13 protein-coding genes and 1 riboswitch are annotated in these 15,942 nt (G+C 44.7%); of the genes, 2 read left to right on the top strand and 11 right to left on the bottom strand.

The genetic code is table 11. The features are described from left to right. Positions 1-143: 143 nt before the first annotated feature. Positions 144-1,274 carry a DUF4349 domain-containing protein gene (locus NSQ29_RS04425; protein WP_341124450.1) on the bottom strand — a complete coding sequence of 377 codons (1,131 nt, stop codon included), beginning with the start codon at positions 1,272-1,274 and terminating at the stop codon, positions 144-146. A gap of 650 nt (positions 1,275-1,924) precedes the next feature. Between NSQ29_RS04425 and NSQ29_RS04420 the strand changes: the two genes are divergently transcribed. Beyond that, complete coding sequence (locus tag NSQ29_RS04420) at positions 1,925-2,077, top strand: DUF1540 domain-containing protein (protein WP_076120659.1); 153 nt, start codon at positions 1,925-1,927, stop codon at positions 2,075-2,077. 138 nt (positions 2,078-2,215) lie between these two features. Here NSQ29_RS04420 and metE read toward each other — a convergent pair whose 3' ends face one another. From metE to NSQ29_RS04380, 8 genes are all read right to left on the bottom strand, one after another. Next, on the bottom strand, positions 2,216-4,537 hold the full coding sequence (gene metE, locus NSQ29_RS04415; RefSeq protein ID WP_445739154.1) for a 5-methyltetrahydropteroyltriglutamate--homocysteine S-methyltransferase: 2,322 nt from the start codon (positions 4,535-4,537) through the stop codon (positions 2,216-2,218). Positions 4,538-4,670: 133 nt separating this feature from the next. Next, positions 4,671-4,876: riboswitch (cobalamin riboswitch) on the bottom strand. A gap of 258 nt (positions 4,877-5,134) precedes the next feature. Continuing rightward, positions 5,135-5,995, bottom strand: coding sequence for an undecaprenyl-diphosphate phosphatase (locus tag NSQ29_RS04410; protein ID WP_341124448.1), 861 nt, complete (start codon positions 5,993-5,995; stop codon positions 5,135-5,137). A 49-nt stretch (positions 5,996-6,044) separates the two neighbouring features. After that, positions 6,045-6,668, bottom strand: a complete 624-nt coding sequence (locus NSQ29_RS04405; RefSeq protein ID WP_042190577.1) for a DedA family protein — start codon at positions 6,666-6,668, stop codon at positions 6,045-6,047. Positions 6,669-6,685: 17 nt separating this feature from the next. Then, complete coding sequence (locus tag NSQ29_RS04400) at positions 6,686-8,635, bottom strand: ABC transporter permease (protein WP_341124447.1); 1,950 nt, start codon at positions 8,633-8,635, stop codon at positions 6,686-6,688. Further along, on the bottom strand, positions 8,610-9,380 hold the full coding sequence (locus tag NSQ29_RS04395; protein ID WP_076300832.1) for an ABC transporter ATP-binding protein: 771 nt from the start codon (positions 9,378-9,380) through the stop codon (positions 8,610-8,612). The genes NSQ29_RS04400 and NSQ29_RS04395 overlap by 26 nt, the downstream gene beginning before the upstream one ends. An 85-nt stretch (positions 9,381-9,465) precedes the next feature. Beyond that, positions 9,466-10,464, bottom strand: coding sequence for a sensor histidine kinase (locus NSQ29_RS04390; protein ID WP_042190583.1), 999 nt, complete (start codon positions 10,462-10,464; stop codon positions 9,466-9,468). After that, entirely contained in the window at positions 10,461-11,162 is a 702-nt protein-coding gene (locus tag NSQ29_RS04385; RefSeq protein WP_042190586.1) for a response regulator transcription factor, read from the bottom strand. The genes NSQ29_RS04390 and NSQ29_RS04385 overlap by 4 nt, the downstream gene beginning before the upstream one ends. Before the next feature lie 590 nt (positions 11,163-11,752). Then, positions 11,753-12,547 (bottom strand): TIGR00266 family protein, encoded by a 795-nt coding sequence (locus NSQ29_RS04380; protein WP_042190589.1) that lies wholly within the window; start codon positions 12,545-12,547, stop codon positions 11,753-11,755. 483 nt (positions 12,548-13,030) lie between these two features. On the opposite strand from NSQ29_RS04380, the gene trhO reads away from it, so the two are divergent. Beyond that, positions 13,031-13,927 carry an oxygen-dependent tRNA uridine(34) hydroxylase TrhO gene (gene trhO / locus NSQ29_RS04375; RefSeq protein ID WP_042190591.1) on the top strand — a complete coding sequence of 299 codons (897 nt, stop codon included), beginning with the start codon at positions 13,031-13,033 and terminating at the stop codon, positions 13,925-13,927. 257 nt (positions 13,928-14,184) lie between these two features. Here trhO and NSQ29_RS04370 read toward each other — a convergent pair whose 3' ends face one another. Next, on the bottom strand, positions 14,185-14,856 hold the full coding sequence (locus tag NSQ29_RS04370; RefSeq protein ID WP_076284668.1) for a YitT family protein: 672 nt from the start codon (positions 14,854-14,856) through the stop codon (positions 14,185-14,187). 317 nt (positions 14,857-15,173) lie between these two features. Further along, on the bottom strand, positions 15,174-15,674 hold the full coding sequence (locus NSQ29_RS04365) for a Crp/Fnr family transcriptional regulator (RefSeq protein ID WP_076284669.1): 501 nt from the start codon (positions 15,672-15,674) through the stop codon (positions 15,174-15,176). Between the last annotated feature and the right edge of the window lie 268 nt (positions 15,675-15,942).

Here is a 15,942-nt window from a genome sequence, read left to right as displayed (position 1 = left end):
TTGTCGTCCTTTTAGGATGACAACCGTTTTTTTCTCTTAAAATATAAGAAAGTATAATTTTCAAGTTATACATTATTCTTATATTTCTCGCTTAAACGCTTACCGTCTTTATAAAGACGCCGAGAGCGTTTATGCTTGTAGGGCTATTCTTTCTTTGAGTCCTCTGAGTCCTTATTAGCCTTCGAATTATCCTCTGAAACTGCCTCCTTAGGCTCTGTTGCCGCAGGGATGGCTTGCTCTCTGTTCAGCTCCTTATTTCGCTGACGAATTCTCTCGGTCTGCTGCTCCCGACGCTCACGAATATTTTTACGGGAAACTAATACAATAGCTAAAATAATGGCAGCCCCGATAAGTATCGGTAACGCTCCTGCAAGGATAACGACAATCCACTGAAACATCACAGATAGTGCATTTAAGCTTCCATTTAGAGCATCTGAAGCACGTTCCAGTAACGGCCCTTGCTCCTTCTTCTCTTTGACAGCAATACTTTCATCCGTCTGATACACTCTCAATTCTACCGTAGAGAAGGATACATTCTGATTGATATAACGCATTCTACCTTTAATCTGCTCAATGCTTTCTTGAATCGAACCAAGCTCGTTCGCGAAGGCGACCAGATCAGTGGATTTCGTCGCTTTTTTCATAAACTCTGTATATTGTGCTTCCATTAGCTGCTTTGCCTTCAAACGTGACTCCAGATCAACATACTCTTCTGAGACATCCTGACCTTGAATGCTGCGCTGTAGAGATTCGTGTTTTACTTGTTCTAATTTATTCAGAAAAGGTGAGAATCCGGAGGCAGGCACCTTAAGGATAAACGTCCCACCTTGCTCGTACTGCGACATATTTTCATTAAACTCAATAATATATCCATTGGCCAGGGTTACTAAATTACGTATTTCAGTCTGTGCTTTTCCATAGTCTTCTACTTCCATATTAAGATTCGCTTTATAGATCAGCTTCTTGTTCAAGCCCGCTACTACATCGCTACCAGTAAATCCTGCACTTGCTTGATCTGTATTTTCTGATGTGGAGCCCTTTACAGCCATATTCTCGCTGCCAGTTGCTTCTGCCTCAGGAGCTGCCGAAGTGCTTTGATCCGCTGTTGAGGCCATCGAGCTTTGCGATTGTACCTCTACTGCTGCGTCGTTACTCGTACTACCATTTTCTTTTGCCAAACTATCTGCCGCTGAATTTCTATCCGCTGAGCCACAACCCGCCAAGACTACCGTAAGAATTAATAAACATAAGTAATGCAGACCCCATTTGCGCATTCTCATTCCTCCAAAAATGTAATAGATACCGCTTGCACGGATCATAATATCGTTACGGAATGTCTTGTTCTAAGCAGATCTCTTCCGTCACTCTTTACTAAGACGTTCCAAAACTTGGAAGGTTGCACTGAAAAATGGAATTGTGTACAGTTTCTTATGAATTATGTTCTCTAAATAAAAAAAAGAGTCGCATTTCTGCAACTCTTTTAGTTAAAGCTATTATTTTTCGAGCAAAAATCAACCTGGGTTAGAAGTGCTTTGTTTAATGGCATAAAACCGCTTAATAAGCTTGCCACTGTTTGTTTTGCGGTTACACTAAAGCTTGTATTCGCAATATAGCCTTGAGATACTGAAAAGCTAATGTTTAACAACGAATTTACAGAAGCACTGTTGTATACAGGCTGAGAGATTCTTCTAGTCAAACCACTTCTAGTGACATATGGGACACCATAACCATTCGAATAACTCATTTGCTTACACGCACTTTATTTGGTACAATTACCACGTCTAAACACGTAAAAAAATACCAAAAACCCTCTATTCATAATGAATGAGGGCAGAACACGGTTCTGTTCGGACAAGCTCCACCTTGTTGAACAGAGAAGTTTTTTAATAATGCTGTCTATTACTAAAAGGGGAGGTGAACCCTCATGGCAAAAGACGTAATTTGCGAAGTTAACTCCTGCACCCACTGGGCAGAAGAGAACAAATGCAGTGCTGATTCTATCTTTGTAGCTTTCCACAGCTCCCAAGAACCTACACGTGCAGAAGAAACAGATTGCAAGACTTTCGAAAGCAAATAAGGTGATAATTTGAAGGGACCCTCCACGGTTCCTTCTTTTCTTTTCTCATTCTATCAAGAATGAGAATTATTATCAAGTGGCTGAAATAAAAAGCCAGGGAGAAATTCCCCGGCTATGATTTATTGTATACTTCTTATGTTATTTGGAAGCACTAACTCCTGCATTTTCTCTTGCAATAGCGGCAGCCTTTACCATGTTACGAAGTGCATCTTCCGTCTCCTGCCAGCCACGTGTCTTAAGACCGCAATCGGGATTAATCCAGAACTGTTCAGGATCAAGCACCCGCAGCGCACGATCAATATTAGCTGTCATCTCTTCTACTGCAGGAACCCGTGGACTATGGATATCATATACACCAAGACCAATTCCTTTATCATACGCCTGCTCCTCAAAGCTAACGATCAGTTCCCCATGGCTACGTGAAGTCTCAATAGAGATAACATCCGCATCCATCGCTGAAATGGAGTCTATCATGTCATTAAATTCGCTATAGCACATGTGGGTATGAATTTGTGTCGTAGCCTTCACATGATTCGTCGCGATACGGAACGACTTCACCGCCCAATTCAAGTATGCCTCATGATCTTCAGCCTTCAAAGGAAGTCCTTCACGGATAGCCGGTTCATCTACTTGAATCATCTCTATGCCTGCATCCTCCAATGCTTTAACTTCATGACGGAGCGCTAAGGCAATTTGATTCGCTACTGCTTCCCGACTAAGATCATCACGTACGAAAGACCAATTGAGAATCGTAACAGGACCAGTCAACATACCTTTAACAGGAAGGGAAGTTAACGACTGAGCATAGACGCTTTCTTTTACAGTCATAGGCTGGATAAAAGCTATATCCGCATAAATAACTGGTGGCTTAACGCAGCGTGATCCGTAGGATTGAACCCAGCCATTACTAGTAAATAAGTAACCATCCAACTTCTCCCCGAAAAACTCCACCATATCGGTTCTTTCGAACTCACCGTGCACGAGTACATCCAGACCCAGCTTTTCTTGGAAAGTGATTGCATCTGCAATCTGCTCACGAACGAACCCGTCGTAACGCTCTTGATTCCATACGCCTTTACGCCATTTCAACCTTGCCTGGCGCACTTCTACGGTCTGTGGAAAGCTTCCGATTGTTGTCGTTGGCAGAAGTGGCAGCTGCCACTTCTCCTGCTGCACCTTCAGGCGTTCAGCAAAAGGTAGGCTACGTTGGTCTGGTAAATCTGTAAGTCCGAGAACTTGCTCGGCCACATCCTTACGACCGCGTTCAGGAAGTGCACGGAAGGCAGTAAGGGCTTCACGACTGGCCGTCAACGCAGCAGCAGCTTCTGTTGTACCCTCTAAGGCTGCAGCAAGCAGGCCAAGCTCTCTAAGCTTCTCATCAGCAAAAGCTAAAGCAGCCTTAACGGTGGCCTTCAGCTTCACCTCACCCTGAACAGTAACCGGAACATGCAGCAAACTGCAAGAAGGCTGTATAATAAGACGATCAAGTGATACATGTACACTCAGCTTCTCGATCAGCTGCAGCTTAGCATCCAGATCCGAGCGCCAGATGTTGCGTCCGTCAATAATACCCGCTCCCAGCCACTTATCCTCAGGCCAGCCAAGACGTTCAATCGATGCCAGGTTCGTCCCGCCATCATGGACAAAATCGAGACCTAAACCTTGCACCGGAAGCTTGAACAGTGCCTCCAGCGGTTCAGCAGCTTCAAAGTAAGTCTGCAGAATAATATTTAATCCAGGCACGGATTCAGCAATTTCTGTGTAAATCGAGTGAAGTAAGGATAATTCTGATTCATTTATTCCTGTAACAATCGCTGGTTCATCAATTTGTACCCAGCTTACTCCTTCTTGCTTCAGTTCCTGCAACAGCTGAACGTAAACCGGAAGAAACCGAGCAGCAATCTTCGCAATATCCGCAGATGCAAATCCTTTTGACAACTTAAGGAATGTATAAAGGCCTAAAACCACAGGTTTACCCTCAATTCCCGCTTGGGACTTGGCAAAACGATAAGCAGCCAGTGGTTTATTCTCGGTCAGACGCGGCGTTTGTGCACCGATCTCTGGAACGATGTAATGATAGTTCGTATTGAACCATTTAGTCATCTCGCAAGCGGTAGCCTCAGCATTTCCTCTAGCCATCGCAAAATAAAGATCAAGCCCAATATCGCCACCATCATACGCATAACGTGGAGGTACGATCCCGAACATTACAGCTGTATCTAGCACATGATCGTAGAACGTAAAATCATTTACCGGAATTAAATCAATTCCTGCCTCCTGCTGAGTCTTCAAATGCTGAAGCTGAATTCCTGTCATTTCAGTACGGAACGCTTCCTCATTTATTTTTCCCGCCCAGAAGGCTTCCAACGTTTTCTTCCACTCGCGGTTTTTTCCGATTCTTGGATAGCCAAGATTGCTTACTTTTACTTTGTTCGTCACTTTGCAGCTCCCCTTCTCCATCTTCTTATTTTGGACTCGATATCACTTGCATTCCTTTAAAAAAGAGCGCCCTTCCCTAAAAAAGTCAAAGGGAAAGACGCCCATAATATACCTATGGTTAACGTCTAACACCTTCCTATCCTCCGTAGGTGAAGCAGTGCTGTTGAAACAGGCAGGTCTCCTGGCTAGCGGTGTCAGCATCCTTAGCAGTCTTCCCAGCAGTAGTAAATTGCCAGTGACATATGTTGCTATGGACTCTTCCGTTACAGTGGCGGGACCGCATCGGCTTCAAACCGAATTTCCCTATTAAGCCTACCGAATTACTAATTTCCGGCAAGCACCTGTCTCCGATATTGTCAAGCTAAAACGCCTTCGGTGTCCTTATACGGACGGTAGGCGTTTATGCGAGAATTATAAGAAAGTATTTCGTGATACTTATACTTTCTTATCATCCATAAGCTAAAACGCCTTCAGCGTCCTTTTAAGGACGGTAAGCGTTTATGCGAGAATTATAAGGATAAAGTGAGTGTCTTAAATCTGATGTCATCATACGTGAAAGCCCCCGTCATCTGCAATAGATTACGGGGGCTTTTGTTATATCGATTCCTTATAACGGATTTAGAAAAACACGAAATATACTACTGCAGCAAGTACTATGCGATATATAGCAAATGGTAAAAGCTTAATCCGGTTGATCAATTTCAAGAAGAAACGCATCGATAATAGTGCAAATACAAAGGCACTGATAAAGCCTGCAATGAAGAACGGCAGGGCATCGATGGTGAAATATTGCCAGTTCTTCATCAGTGAGAGTAAACTGGCGCCTGCCATGATTGGAACAGCCATAATAAACGTGAAATCAGCAGCAGCGCGATGACTCATACCCAGAAGAACACCACCAGAAATCGTCGACCCGGAACGAGAAAATCCCGGCCACAAGGAGAAGCACTGGACCAGACCAACACCTAGCGCCTGCTTATATGTAATCTGATCGACACTCTCCGTTTGAATCTTCTTTGGTCCGAATAGATCCGCAATAATCATTAATACAGCACCGACTACTAGACCGATTAACACGGTGGATGTAGAGAATAAATGCTCGTCAATATAATCATTAAACAGAACCCCCAGCACGCCTGCTGGCACTAAACCTACAAGCACCTGTGTAAGCTTCAGGTGGCCGCCTTTTTCAAGCTGTGGTTGTTGCTCGGTTACAGGATCCAACTGCTTGCGGCTGAAGTGCTTTAAGCCCAGCAATTCAATGAACCTATTTCTAAAAATAACTACAACTGCTAATATTGACCCCAGCTGTATAACCACTTTGAACGTATTGGCCGTATATTGCCCAAATAACTCTGTCGATTTTAACCACATATCATCAACAATAATCATATGACCTGTGGAGGATACCGGAGCAAATTCAGTCAATCCTTCAACAATTCCCAAAATAATAGCTTTAATAATCGTTAATAGCTCCATTTGTTCTCCTCCTTTTAATCATAACTTTTATCTATAAGTCCTTCTCGGCTCAACCTTCGGTGTTCATTTTCCGGCTGCGCTTGCGGAAGAACAAATACCCAAGGATCACTACTCCACCTGCAAGAAGCACGTACACTACGTTGGAGTACATATCCATATACATGGCGATGTCTTCCCATGACTCACCCAATGCCGCACCAATAAGCACCAGCAATAGATTCCATCCCAGCGTACCAATCGTTGTGAAGATCATAAACACTCCAAATTTCATGCCCGACATCCCTGCAGGGATCGAAATCAAACTACGCACTAGTGGAACCATCCGACAAAATAATACGGTCCAATAGCCATATTTGTCAAACCAAGCGTCAGCCTTGTGGATGTCCTTTTTGCTAATCCGGAGTAGGCCGCCCCAGCGTTCAACGATCTTTTCCAATCGATTTACATCCAACAAACGACCGATATAATAGAGAATTACTGCACCCAGCAGTGAGCCAAGCGTAGCAGCAATAATTACACCAGGAATGGTCAAATTCGTTGTGGTTGTCATGAATCCGCCAAAAGGAAGGATCACTTCGGAAGGAATCGGTGGAAATATATTTTCAAAAGCGAGCATCAGGAAAATACCAAAGTAACCAAACTGCTCCATAAAATCTGTAATCCATGCTTGCATTTCGTAACCCCCATTATTCAGATCAAGTTCTTCTTCAAGTTGCGTAAATAACGGCTGCGAATAAAAAAGAAGTAAAGTCCCTGGACAGCCAAATATCCCAATAACACCGCCCCGGTCTCCACAGCAATAGATAAGTAAAACAACCGCTGAAGCGCAATAAAGGCAAACACACTATGCAAAATGGCTACCCCAACCGGAACAAAAAACAACAACGACAATTGTATCGTTACAATTCGGTTTAGCTCTTGATCTGTAAGTCCCATTTTGGACAATGTAGAATATTGATGGCGATCATGATCTAGATCTGTATACAGCCGGAAGTAAAGGAAGCTGCCTGCTGCAATGAAAAAGACAGTGCCCACCAGTAAAGAAGCGAATAGCATCGTGTTGTACAATGTTCTCTGTATTTCAAACAGCGTGCCGCTAACAACAATCGCGTATGGCGAGTTACTTTCATAGGACCGTTTCCCTTTATGAGCAAGATCCGCCGCTATACCTACTGTTCGCGGGAAATCATCCATGTAAAATCCTGTATACAAATCGGTCTGTACGGGATGAATAGCCTTGTAAAGCTCATCGCTAATCACAACACCACTGAAATCTCCCCCATCCCTTCCATCCAGCTCCGGCAATAGATATTCGGCAATCGGAACATGCTGGGTATAACCCATTTCTCGAATGGAAAGACCTTGCTTCAAGCTGTATATCGGCTTTACTCTACCCGCTTGCAGACTCCGGTCTCGTTGCGAACCGATCATCACCAGTCCTTCATCTCCACTTAGAGGCTGCTCATCCGTCGTAAACCCTGCACGAAGCAGAGCAAGCTTATAATCACTGTAAGCAATCAAGGGAAGCTTTAACGTGCGATCTGGCCCGGTCTGAGATTCCACCTCTGCGTATTTAATCGGAATACTAAGTGTCTCATAGGGTAAACCGAGCGTTGTAAGCTCTTCCTTAATTTCGTCCAAATGCTGATCAAAAGGATCCTGCAATTGATTGCCTTTGGCTACATAACCAACTGCTGCGGGATAGTCCAATTTCAACTCTCTGGAAAGCGTATGGATCGATGCGAATACTCCCACTGAAGTAAAAGATACTGCGGATACAATCGTCACCATAAAGAACATTCGGGCATTCTCTTTCCAGCGGTAAGACAAGCCCGATAAAGTAATGATATTCGTGTGGTTCCAATACAGGCGCCGGATCGTCTTAAGTAGTTTAACAGTGTAAATACTGAGCTGAGTATAAAAGAGATAGGTACCCGCAACCGTAATTATAACGACCGGGAACATCACCTTTTCAACCGAAGCCGCTTGTGCTGTAGCTGCCATAAAATAGCCCGTTAACAGCAATAAAGCAGACAGTAAAGATAACACCAAGGAAACTTTAGGTTCCTCTTCTGCTTTTCGTTCTCCCTGAAACAGCCGCATCAGTGATTCATTCCCAATAAAGAAGAACGTGCTTAGCGAGATTAGAATAAATAACAGCGCAAAGCTACATATCGTTAGTACAAGCGCCTGCCATGGAAGATGAAACGTTAAAAGAGGTATCCCTAGAAAAGTAGATCCGATCATCAAAAACAACTTACCCAGAATTAACCCTAGTAAAGTACCTGTCAGGATGGCAGAGGTGCCGATCATCATATTTTCCAAAAATACCATCATGTTCAGCTGTCGCTTCGTCATTCCATGCATCAATAAAATCCCAAACTCCATCTTACGTGACTGCAGGAACGATCCGACCGATACAAGAACGAACAAGGAGCAAAACACATAAATAATGGCTTCTGCCGCCATCATTGTATGAGCAGCTGTACTATAAACCAAGCTCTTAGAAATATCCGGATGGTAAATAAACAATGCGCACACAAAAAAGATCATCACTGAAAAAGCACTGACGACAAAATAAGCCGCATATTTACGCTTGTTACGTGTAACATTCCTATAAGCGAATTGCCGAAAGGTCATGGCTAGTTCCCCCAAGCAGAGACAACATATCAATGATACTTTGGAAGAAGGCGCCTCGGCTGCTCCCCCTGTACATTTCACTATAGAAACGTCCGTCTTTAATAAAGATGACTCGGTTACAAAAGCTCGCGGCCACTGCGTCATGTGTGACCATCAGCACGGTTGCCCCTTCTTCCTGATTCACCTCTGTCAGCATATTCATGACTTCACCTGAAGCTTTGGAATCCAGATTCCCTGTAGGCTCATCTGCTAAAATCAATGAAGGACGATGAATCATCGCCCGGGCGATGGCGGTCCGCTGCATCTGTCCACCTGAAATCTCGTATGTCCTTTTTTGCAGCAAATGCTCAATGTCCAGCATACTTGCTACTTCTTTCAATCTGCTCTCCATTTCCGTAACACGGACACCAGCAAGCGTGAGAGGCAGCACAATGTTCTCCTCTACAGTGAGCGTATCTAGCAGATTGAAATGCTGAAAGACGAAACCAAGCTCATGGCGGCGAAAGAGTGCCTTTTCTTTTCTGCTAAGCAGATTGGGATCACGGCCGTTGATCAGAATCTGACCGGAGGTCGGCTGGTCGATGGTGGCGATCGTGTTGAGCAGTGTTGTTTTTCCACTCCCCGAAGGTCCCATAATGCCAACAAACTCCCCTTTTTCAACAGAAAAACGGATATGATTCAATGCCTGAGTGGACACTTTACCCTCATATATTTTTGATAAATTATGAACATCTAGAATGGGCAAGTGTTACCTCTCCTTCTTTCGACTGGATTGCCTTCATTATACAAAGTGTATACACAGGCTGCCATTTCTCTAACTTACAATGACCTTACATTTTTGTAAGGTAGGACTCCCTAAACACTATCCGCACGGTCGTGCCCTTACCTTCTTCTGAGCAAATACTCACCTCGTGACCAAGTTTTCCGCAGATCTGTTTCACAAGATATAGACCCATCCCCGTGGATTCTTGAAAGGTTCGTCCATTCACACCTGTAAAATAAGGATCAAACACACGCGGCAGATCACCTGCTGGAATGCCAACCCCTTCATCTCGTATCTCCAGTACTGCTCTCTTTTCTTCTTGTATGTACCCATGGAAATATACATGTTTGCCGACTTCCGTCGTATACCGTATTGCATTCGTAATAATTTGCGTAAGCACAAAACTTAGCCATTTCTCATCTGTGGTTACGGCGATTCGTTCATCTATTTTAATAGTAGGAAATATACGGTTACGTATGAACAGACGCTTCTGCTCTGAGGTCACGCTACGTACGAGGGTTTCCAAATCCAAACGTTCCACGTAAAAATCATGCTCAAAAGTATCTAGCCGAGCCGTATAAAGTACAGTGTCCAGTCCTTTTTTCAGACGATCCAGTTCATCACCTATCGCCGTAAAAGGCGGTCCGTCTTTATCTTGAATCATCAAATGGATGACAGACAATGGCGTCTTCATCCCATGCACCCACTGATTAATAAAGTGAATATGTTCCTCCAGCTTGTGGCGGTAGCTGTGTAAATCATTTTTATAGAGGCGGAATTGTGACCCTAGTAGTCCTCGTAAACTCACGGCAAGCGGAGAATCCTGTGATGGACCGCCAGCTTCATCTAGAGAGGTGGGTACAGTCTCCAGTCGTTCATAGAACGTACGATTGCTGATATACCGATAAGCGAGGTAGCCAAGCAGCAGACAAGTGCTGAGAAGAGCAGCGTACAGACTAACACTCACCCCACTGCCCCCATCCAGCCGATATACTAGTGTGATCAAGATGAGCTGTGCTAGATAGACAACAATTAAAGGGATCTGCTCCCTTAAAAATAGCTTCAATCCTCATCCCCCCAATTCGGAATCAAGCGGTAGCCTTGACCTCGAACGGTTTGTAGACCGTCCGTAATCTCAAGAGCGGCAAGCTTTTTACGTACACGGGTGACATAGACATTAAGCGTATTCTCATCCACAAAGGCTTGATCATCCCAGATTTTTTCGAGCAGTCTGTCGCGGGTAACGATAGTTCCCGACTTTTGCATCAGCTCATCTAGTATCTTGGCTTCCGTGTGACTTAAATCCACTTTGGCTTCTCCTCGGGTAAGGACTAGTCGCTCCACATCCAGTGCCATTCCGGCAACGGTTAGGGTACGCTCATTGTTGCTTCCCGCATAGGTACCGTAGGCGCGTCGCAGCTGGCTTTTAATTTTGGCCATCGCAATTTCGTAATCAAAGGGCTTCGTAATATAATCGTCGGCTCCGTTCTCCAACGCCATCACCTGATCCATTTTGCCATCGCGGGCAGATATAAAAAGGATAGGGCAGGTGGAAATCCCACGAATCTGGCGGCACCAATAATACCCATCGTATTTTGGCAAATTAACATCTAAAAGAACCAAGTGCGGAGCGAACATCTCAAACTGAGTGCGAACACGCTCGAAATCATTCACAGCCTGTGTTTCATATCCAAACTTATGTAAATAATCCTGCAGCAGAGCCACCAGTCCACGGTCATCTTCTATAATAAATATTTTGAACATATCATGCCTCCGGTAACAGCTTTAACATTATAGTACGTGTTCAAAAAGTACGGTTTTCAGCACCGAGAAGATTGGATGAAGGTAGAAACTGAGGAGCGGAGCGTAGTGGAAGCTACGTGAGCACCGGAAGTTTCGCCTGAATTCAATATTCGATGTCGAATAATCTTCTTGGAATACTTCGTGATCAAAAGAGGACTTTTTGAACAACCTCTTATAAGGGCTTTGCCAAATAATATATACATCGCGGACAGGGTTAGTCAAATTGTTAGGGGGATTGTGCGATAGATCGTCATGCGTAACGTGAGGCAAATCGTCATGCCTAACGCGAGGCAGGTATTTGATGGTTATGAATTAAACTATCCCAAGCCCAACCTCTAAAAAAAGACCCGTGAATGAGCATAATCATTCACGGGTCTCACTATATAGTTAGTTGCAGATACAGTAGCGGTGATTTTTGCCCCTCTTTCGCGCTATTCGGGCCAACACGCACAAGACAAGGGTACTTCTGCCCTTGTCTCCCCCTAATAAGCCCACTCCCTAAAACCGCTCATTCTCTGCCTCGAAAGTTCTACCCTCAACCTCGCCCAAGCCTATCTGCCATCCAGCAGATTGCCGAGTCCCCCAAGTACGCTGCCTTCTTCTTTGCGTCCGCTGTTACCAGCTGCGGACAGAATGCGGTCAGCCATACGGCTGAACGGCAGTGACTGCACCCACACCTTGCCGGGTCCGCGCAGCGTGGCGAAGAACAGGCCCTCGCCGCCGAATAGGGCGGTTTTGACACCTTTTACAAATTCAATATTGTAATCCACGGAAGACGTCATAGCGACAAGACAACCTGTGTCCAACTTGAGCGTCTCTCCCGGCTGCAGTGTGCGTTCCATAACGTAGCCGCCAGAGTGTACGAATGCAAGACCGTCGCCCTCCAGCTTTTGCATAATAAAGCCTTCTCCACCAAAAAATCCGGTGCCCAGCTTGCGCTGAAATTCAATACCGATCGAGACTCCCTTCGCCGCACAGAGGAATGAATCCTTTTGACAGATCACTTTTCCAGCGTATTGCTGAAGATCGAGCGGGATGATTTTCCCTGGATATGGGGCAGCAAAGGTGACACTTTTTCGTCCATAAGAACCGCTGTGTGTGAATACGGTCATGAACAAGCTTTCCCCTGTCAACAGACGCTTGCCCGCACCCATCAGCTTACCCATCAGTCCGCTTCCGCGCGTCCCCCCACTACCATCACCAAAGATCGTCTCCATCGTAATTTCCTGATCCATCATCATGAAGCTTCCAGCTTCGGCAATTACACTCTCTCCTGGGTCAAGCTGCACCTCCACACACTGAATTTCCTCGCCCATAATGACATAATCAATCTCGTGAGCACTCATCCCGCAGTTCCTCCTTATTATTAAAGTCACCATGTGACTCTTCGAATGAAAACTAATACGCGCGTTGTGATTCACGGTTTCGCCAATCATAACTATCCATGTTATTCGCCTATATCCAGCAAAAAAAGTCAACCAACATTCTGGCTGATCTTAATCGTAGTATCCCCGAAAAATGCAGGTTATCCCAGCCGACAAAACGACTACATCCAACAGGATGAATACAGTACCTACTTTGACTCCTACATCCACTGATCAGCAGCGACAAAATACCATCTTATCCACTCGCGCCGCCACTTCGCAGACTAATCCCCCATAGGTATGATGCTTCAGACATATTCATTGCGCTGTTTTTCTTACTAATATCCAAGTTTTAACCATTACCCAATCAAGAGTATCTTTTTCAAGTCTTGATAATATGTTACAATACTTTTTATACTTAAACGTTTATTTAGTAGTCTAATTCTAATGATAAAGGTGAAAAGAATGAAACCACAATCGGAATATGCAATTTTGCTATACTATAAATTTGTAAAAGTGCCGGATGCCGAACAATTCGCTCAGGAGCATTTGGCTTACTGCAAAGAGCTTGACGTAAAGGGACGAATTCTCATCTCAGATGAGGGCATTAACGGGACACTGTCCGGTACGATTGCCCAAACCGAGCAATACATGAAGGATTTGCGCGCAAATCCGCTGTTTAGCGATATCGTCTTCAAGATCGATGAGGCTGATGGTCATGCCTTCAAAAAGATCTTCGTTCGTTATAAAAAGGAACTCGTGACGTTCCGGGTCGAGGATGAACTGGACCCTAACGTGATCACCGGAGAGCATCTGGCGCCTAAAGATTTCTATGAAATGATGCAGCGCGATGATGTGGTAATTCTGGATGGTCGTACCGGCTACGAATTCGATCTTGGTCATTTCCGCGGTTCCATCCGCCCTGAAGTAGACAGCTTCAAAGAATTCCCGGACTGGATTCGCGAGAATATGAGCGAGCTAAAAGATAAACCAATCCTGACCTACTGTACAGGCGGAATCCGCTGCGAGAAATTAAGCGGGTTTATGATGAAGGAAGGCTTCCAGCAGGTGTACCAGCTGGATGGCGGCATTGTGACTTATGGTAAAGACCCTGAGGTACAGGGCGAACTGTTCGATGGAAAATGTTATGTCTTCGATGAGCGGATCTCCGTACAGATTAATCATACCGACGGGGATATCATTGTCGGACGTTGCCATCACTGCGGTCAGCCAGCTGACCAATTCATCAACTGCGCCAACGATGCTTGCCACCTTCAGCATATTTGCTGTGAGGACTGTGAAGCACAGCACAGTGGTCATTGCTCGGACGAATGCGAAGCTATCACGAATGCCGTGGGCTAAATAAAAGGGCAAGCTGGTCGCAAATGTCTCTACACGATTCAAAGACGAGCACAAGAGAGTCTTAAATTAACTAAAAGGTGGCGTACAGGATTTTCACTGTACGCCACCTTTTGTTATGAGCGAAACGTCCAAGCAACGCCACTGAGATCTTCAACCCTTTAAATCACGTCACTTATACAACAAAAAAAGTCAACCAGAAATTCTGGCTGACCTTAAATATAGTATATCCCCGAAATAAGCTGTTTATACAGTCTTATTCATATTACCGTACCATCATGTGGCTTACGCAGCGTAGACTGAATCTTTGGCGCCTTCACTAACTTTGGTTTACCTAAAGAGGTTGTAAAGGTGATCACATAACCAGCTACAACTACCGCCATCACCGTATACATCGTTTCTCTAACAGGCATATAGAAGAGTGATAATGCCAGAACGACTACGTCCAACATGATGAATACTGTACCTACTTTAATTCCCTTCCATTCACTGATCAGCAGCGACAAAATATCGTCTCCACCACTTGCGCCGCCGCTTCGCAGAATAATTCCCGCGCCTAAACCTGTCAGTACGCCAGACAAAAGAGCTGCTAATGCCAAGTTGCTCTGCAAGTTGATGACCAAACCGGAATAACGTTCCATGAGTCCGTAAAAGATTGTAAAAGCTCCTACAGAAACAAAGGTGTTGCACACGAACGCTTTCCCTTTGAACATCCATGCAATCAAGAGTACTGGAACGTCTAGAAGCAGAGTTGAAATTGAAGGTGAAATTCCTAATACATATTTGCCGAGTAGCGATAATCCTACGAATCCGCCCTCAGACAAATGGTTCTGAAAATTGATGTGATAATAAGCAAATGCAAGCAAAAATGTTCCAAACAAAATGACTGTCAACCGGAGCAGTACATTCACTCCGTAATTGTGGTTCCTCATACAGGTCTCCCCTTATCGTATATGGCGGCTAAACGTCCCACCAACCTCTACGACGGGTAAAACCGGAGGTATTGCTCCTTCGCATATATATACTCCTTCCCCTCGCAGAGGCGGTTCGTCGAGTAACAACGGTTCACGCACCTTCTACAGGGAAGCTAAGTATAAGACAGATCATAACGTTTCCAAATCGTCCTTTGGGGAATCGTCCTTCGGGGACACATGGTATCCTGATCCTTTCTGTAATTTAATAAGTTCTGAATACATTATACCACGGAGATCCCCCACTCTAAACACTTCGCTATAAAAATAGGCAGGAATCACTCCACGGTACGCAACAAACGATTGACTGTTTCGCGTCTCACACCGATCAATTGTCCAATTTCTTCCTGTGTCAAAAGCTCTGTTAGCGCTGCGCCATGAGAGTAGTCATTGAACCAACGGGTTAAGAGCTCCATACGTTCTGCGGGTGTTCCAACAGTAAGGTGATCTAGCCGAGTCTGCATAAACCGTACCTTCTCCTGAAGAAGGATAGCGATCTCCATCGCTCGACCTGGCTCATCCCGTACCTGTTGATACCATTCCGCTGAAGGAACTGCCTCCACCTCGCTCTTCATCATCGCAACCGCTGTTCCATGCGCCTCCTTTGGCGAAATGAGTGAATGATGGGGAACCATCTCACCAGGATACAAGATGTTGAATAACACCATGTTCCCATTTTCATGAAGCCTTGTTACCTTGAACAGCCCACTTTTCACCTTATATAAGAATTCGCAGCTGTCCCCTTGACGGAACAAGACCTCCCCCTTGTGCAGTATCATCTCGCTCGCTCCTTTGCCCTCTTGTTATATATATTTTCAATTATACAAAAATAAACCTCAATGAAGGAGATTATTCTCGTAAGGGTAGAGGGGTATACGTGGTCAAAGTTTAGGTAAGAAGAAACGCCTTTGGCTTCCTCTTAGAGACGATGATCGTTTCTGCGAAAAATAGAAGTATAGTTTTTAGCGTAAACTTAAAAATTCTTATATTTCAAAAAACTGCCGAGCACCAGAAGAAGCGTCTGGCACCCAGCAGTTCAAATTATTT

This window comes from Paenibacillus sp. FSL F4-0236 (assembly GCF_038000135.1).
Taxonomy (GTDB): Bacteria; Bacillota; Bacilli; order Paenibacillales; family Paenibacillaceae; genus Paenibacillus_AQ.
Note: the sequence above shows the minus strand (reverse complement) of the source record. Positions and strands in the feature narration are given on the sequence as shown.

Coding starts and splice junctions, on each gene's coding strand:
- NSQ29_RS04425 (WP_341124450.1), bottom strand. CDS start 1,274: ATGCGCAAATGGGGTCTGCATTACTTATGTTTATTAATTCTTACGGTA.
- NSQ29_RS04420 (WP_076120659.1), top strand. CDS start 1,925: ATGGCAAAAGACGTAATTTGCGAAGTTAACTCCTGCACCCACTGGGCA.
- metE (WP_445739154.1), bottom strand. CDS start 4,537: ATGGAGAAGGGGAGCTGCAAAGTGACGAACAAAGTAAAAGTAAGCAAT.
- NSQ29_RS04410 (WP_341124448.1), bottom strand. CDS start 5,995: ATGGAGCTATTAACGATTATTAAAGCTATTATTTTGGGAATTGTTGAA.
- NSQ29_RS04405 (WP_042190577.1), bottom strand. CDS start 6,668: ATGCAAGCATGGATTACAGATTTTATGGAGCAGTTTGGTTACTTTGGT.
- NSQ29_RS04400 (WP_341124447.1), bottom strand. CDS start 8,635: ATGACCTTTCGGCAATTCGCTTATAGGAATGTTACACGTAACAAGCGT.
- NSQ29_RS04385 (WP_042190586.1), bottom strand. CDS start 11,162: ATGTTCAAAATATTTATTATAGAAGATGACCGTGGACTGGTGGCTCTG.
- NSQ29_RS04380 (WP_042190589.1), bottom strand. CDS start 12,547: ATGAGTGCTCACGAGATTGATTATGTCATTATGGGCGAGGAAATTCAG.
- trhO (WP_042190591.1), top strand. CDS start 13,031: ATGAAACCACAATCGGAATATGCAATTTTGCTATACTATAAATTTGTA.
- NSQ29_RS04370 (WP_076284668.1), bottom strand. CDS start 14,856: ATGAGGAACCACAATTACGGAGTGAATGTACTGCTCCGGTTGACAGTC.
- NSQ29_RS04365 (WP_076284669.1), bottom strand. CDS start 15,674: ATGATACTGCACAAGGGGGAGGTCTTGTTCCGTCAAGGGGACAGCTGC.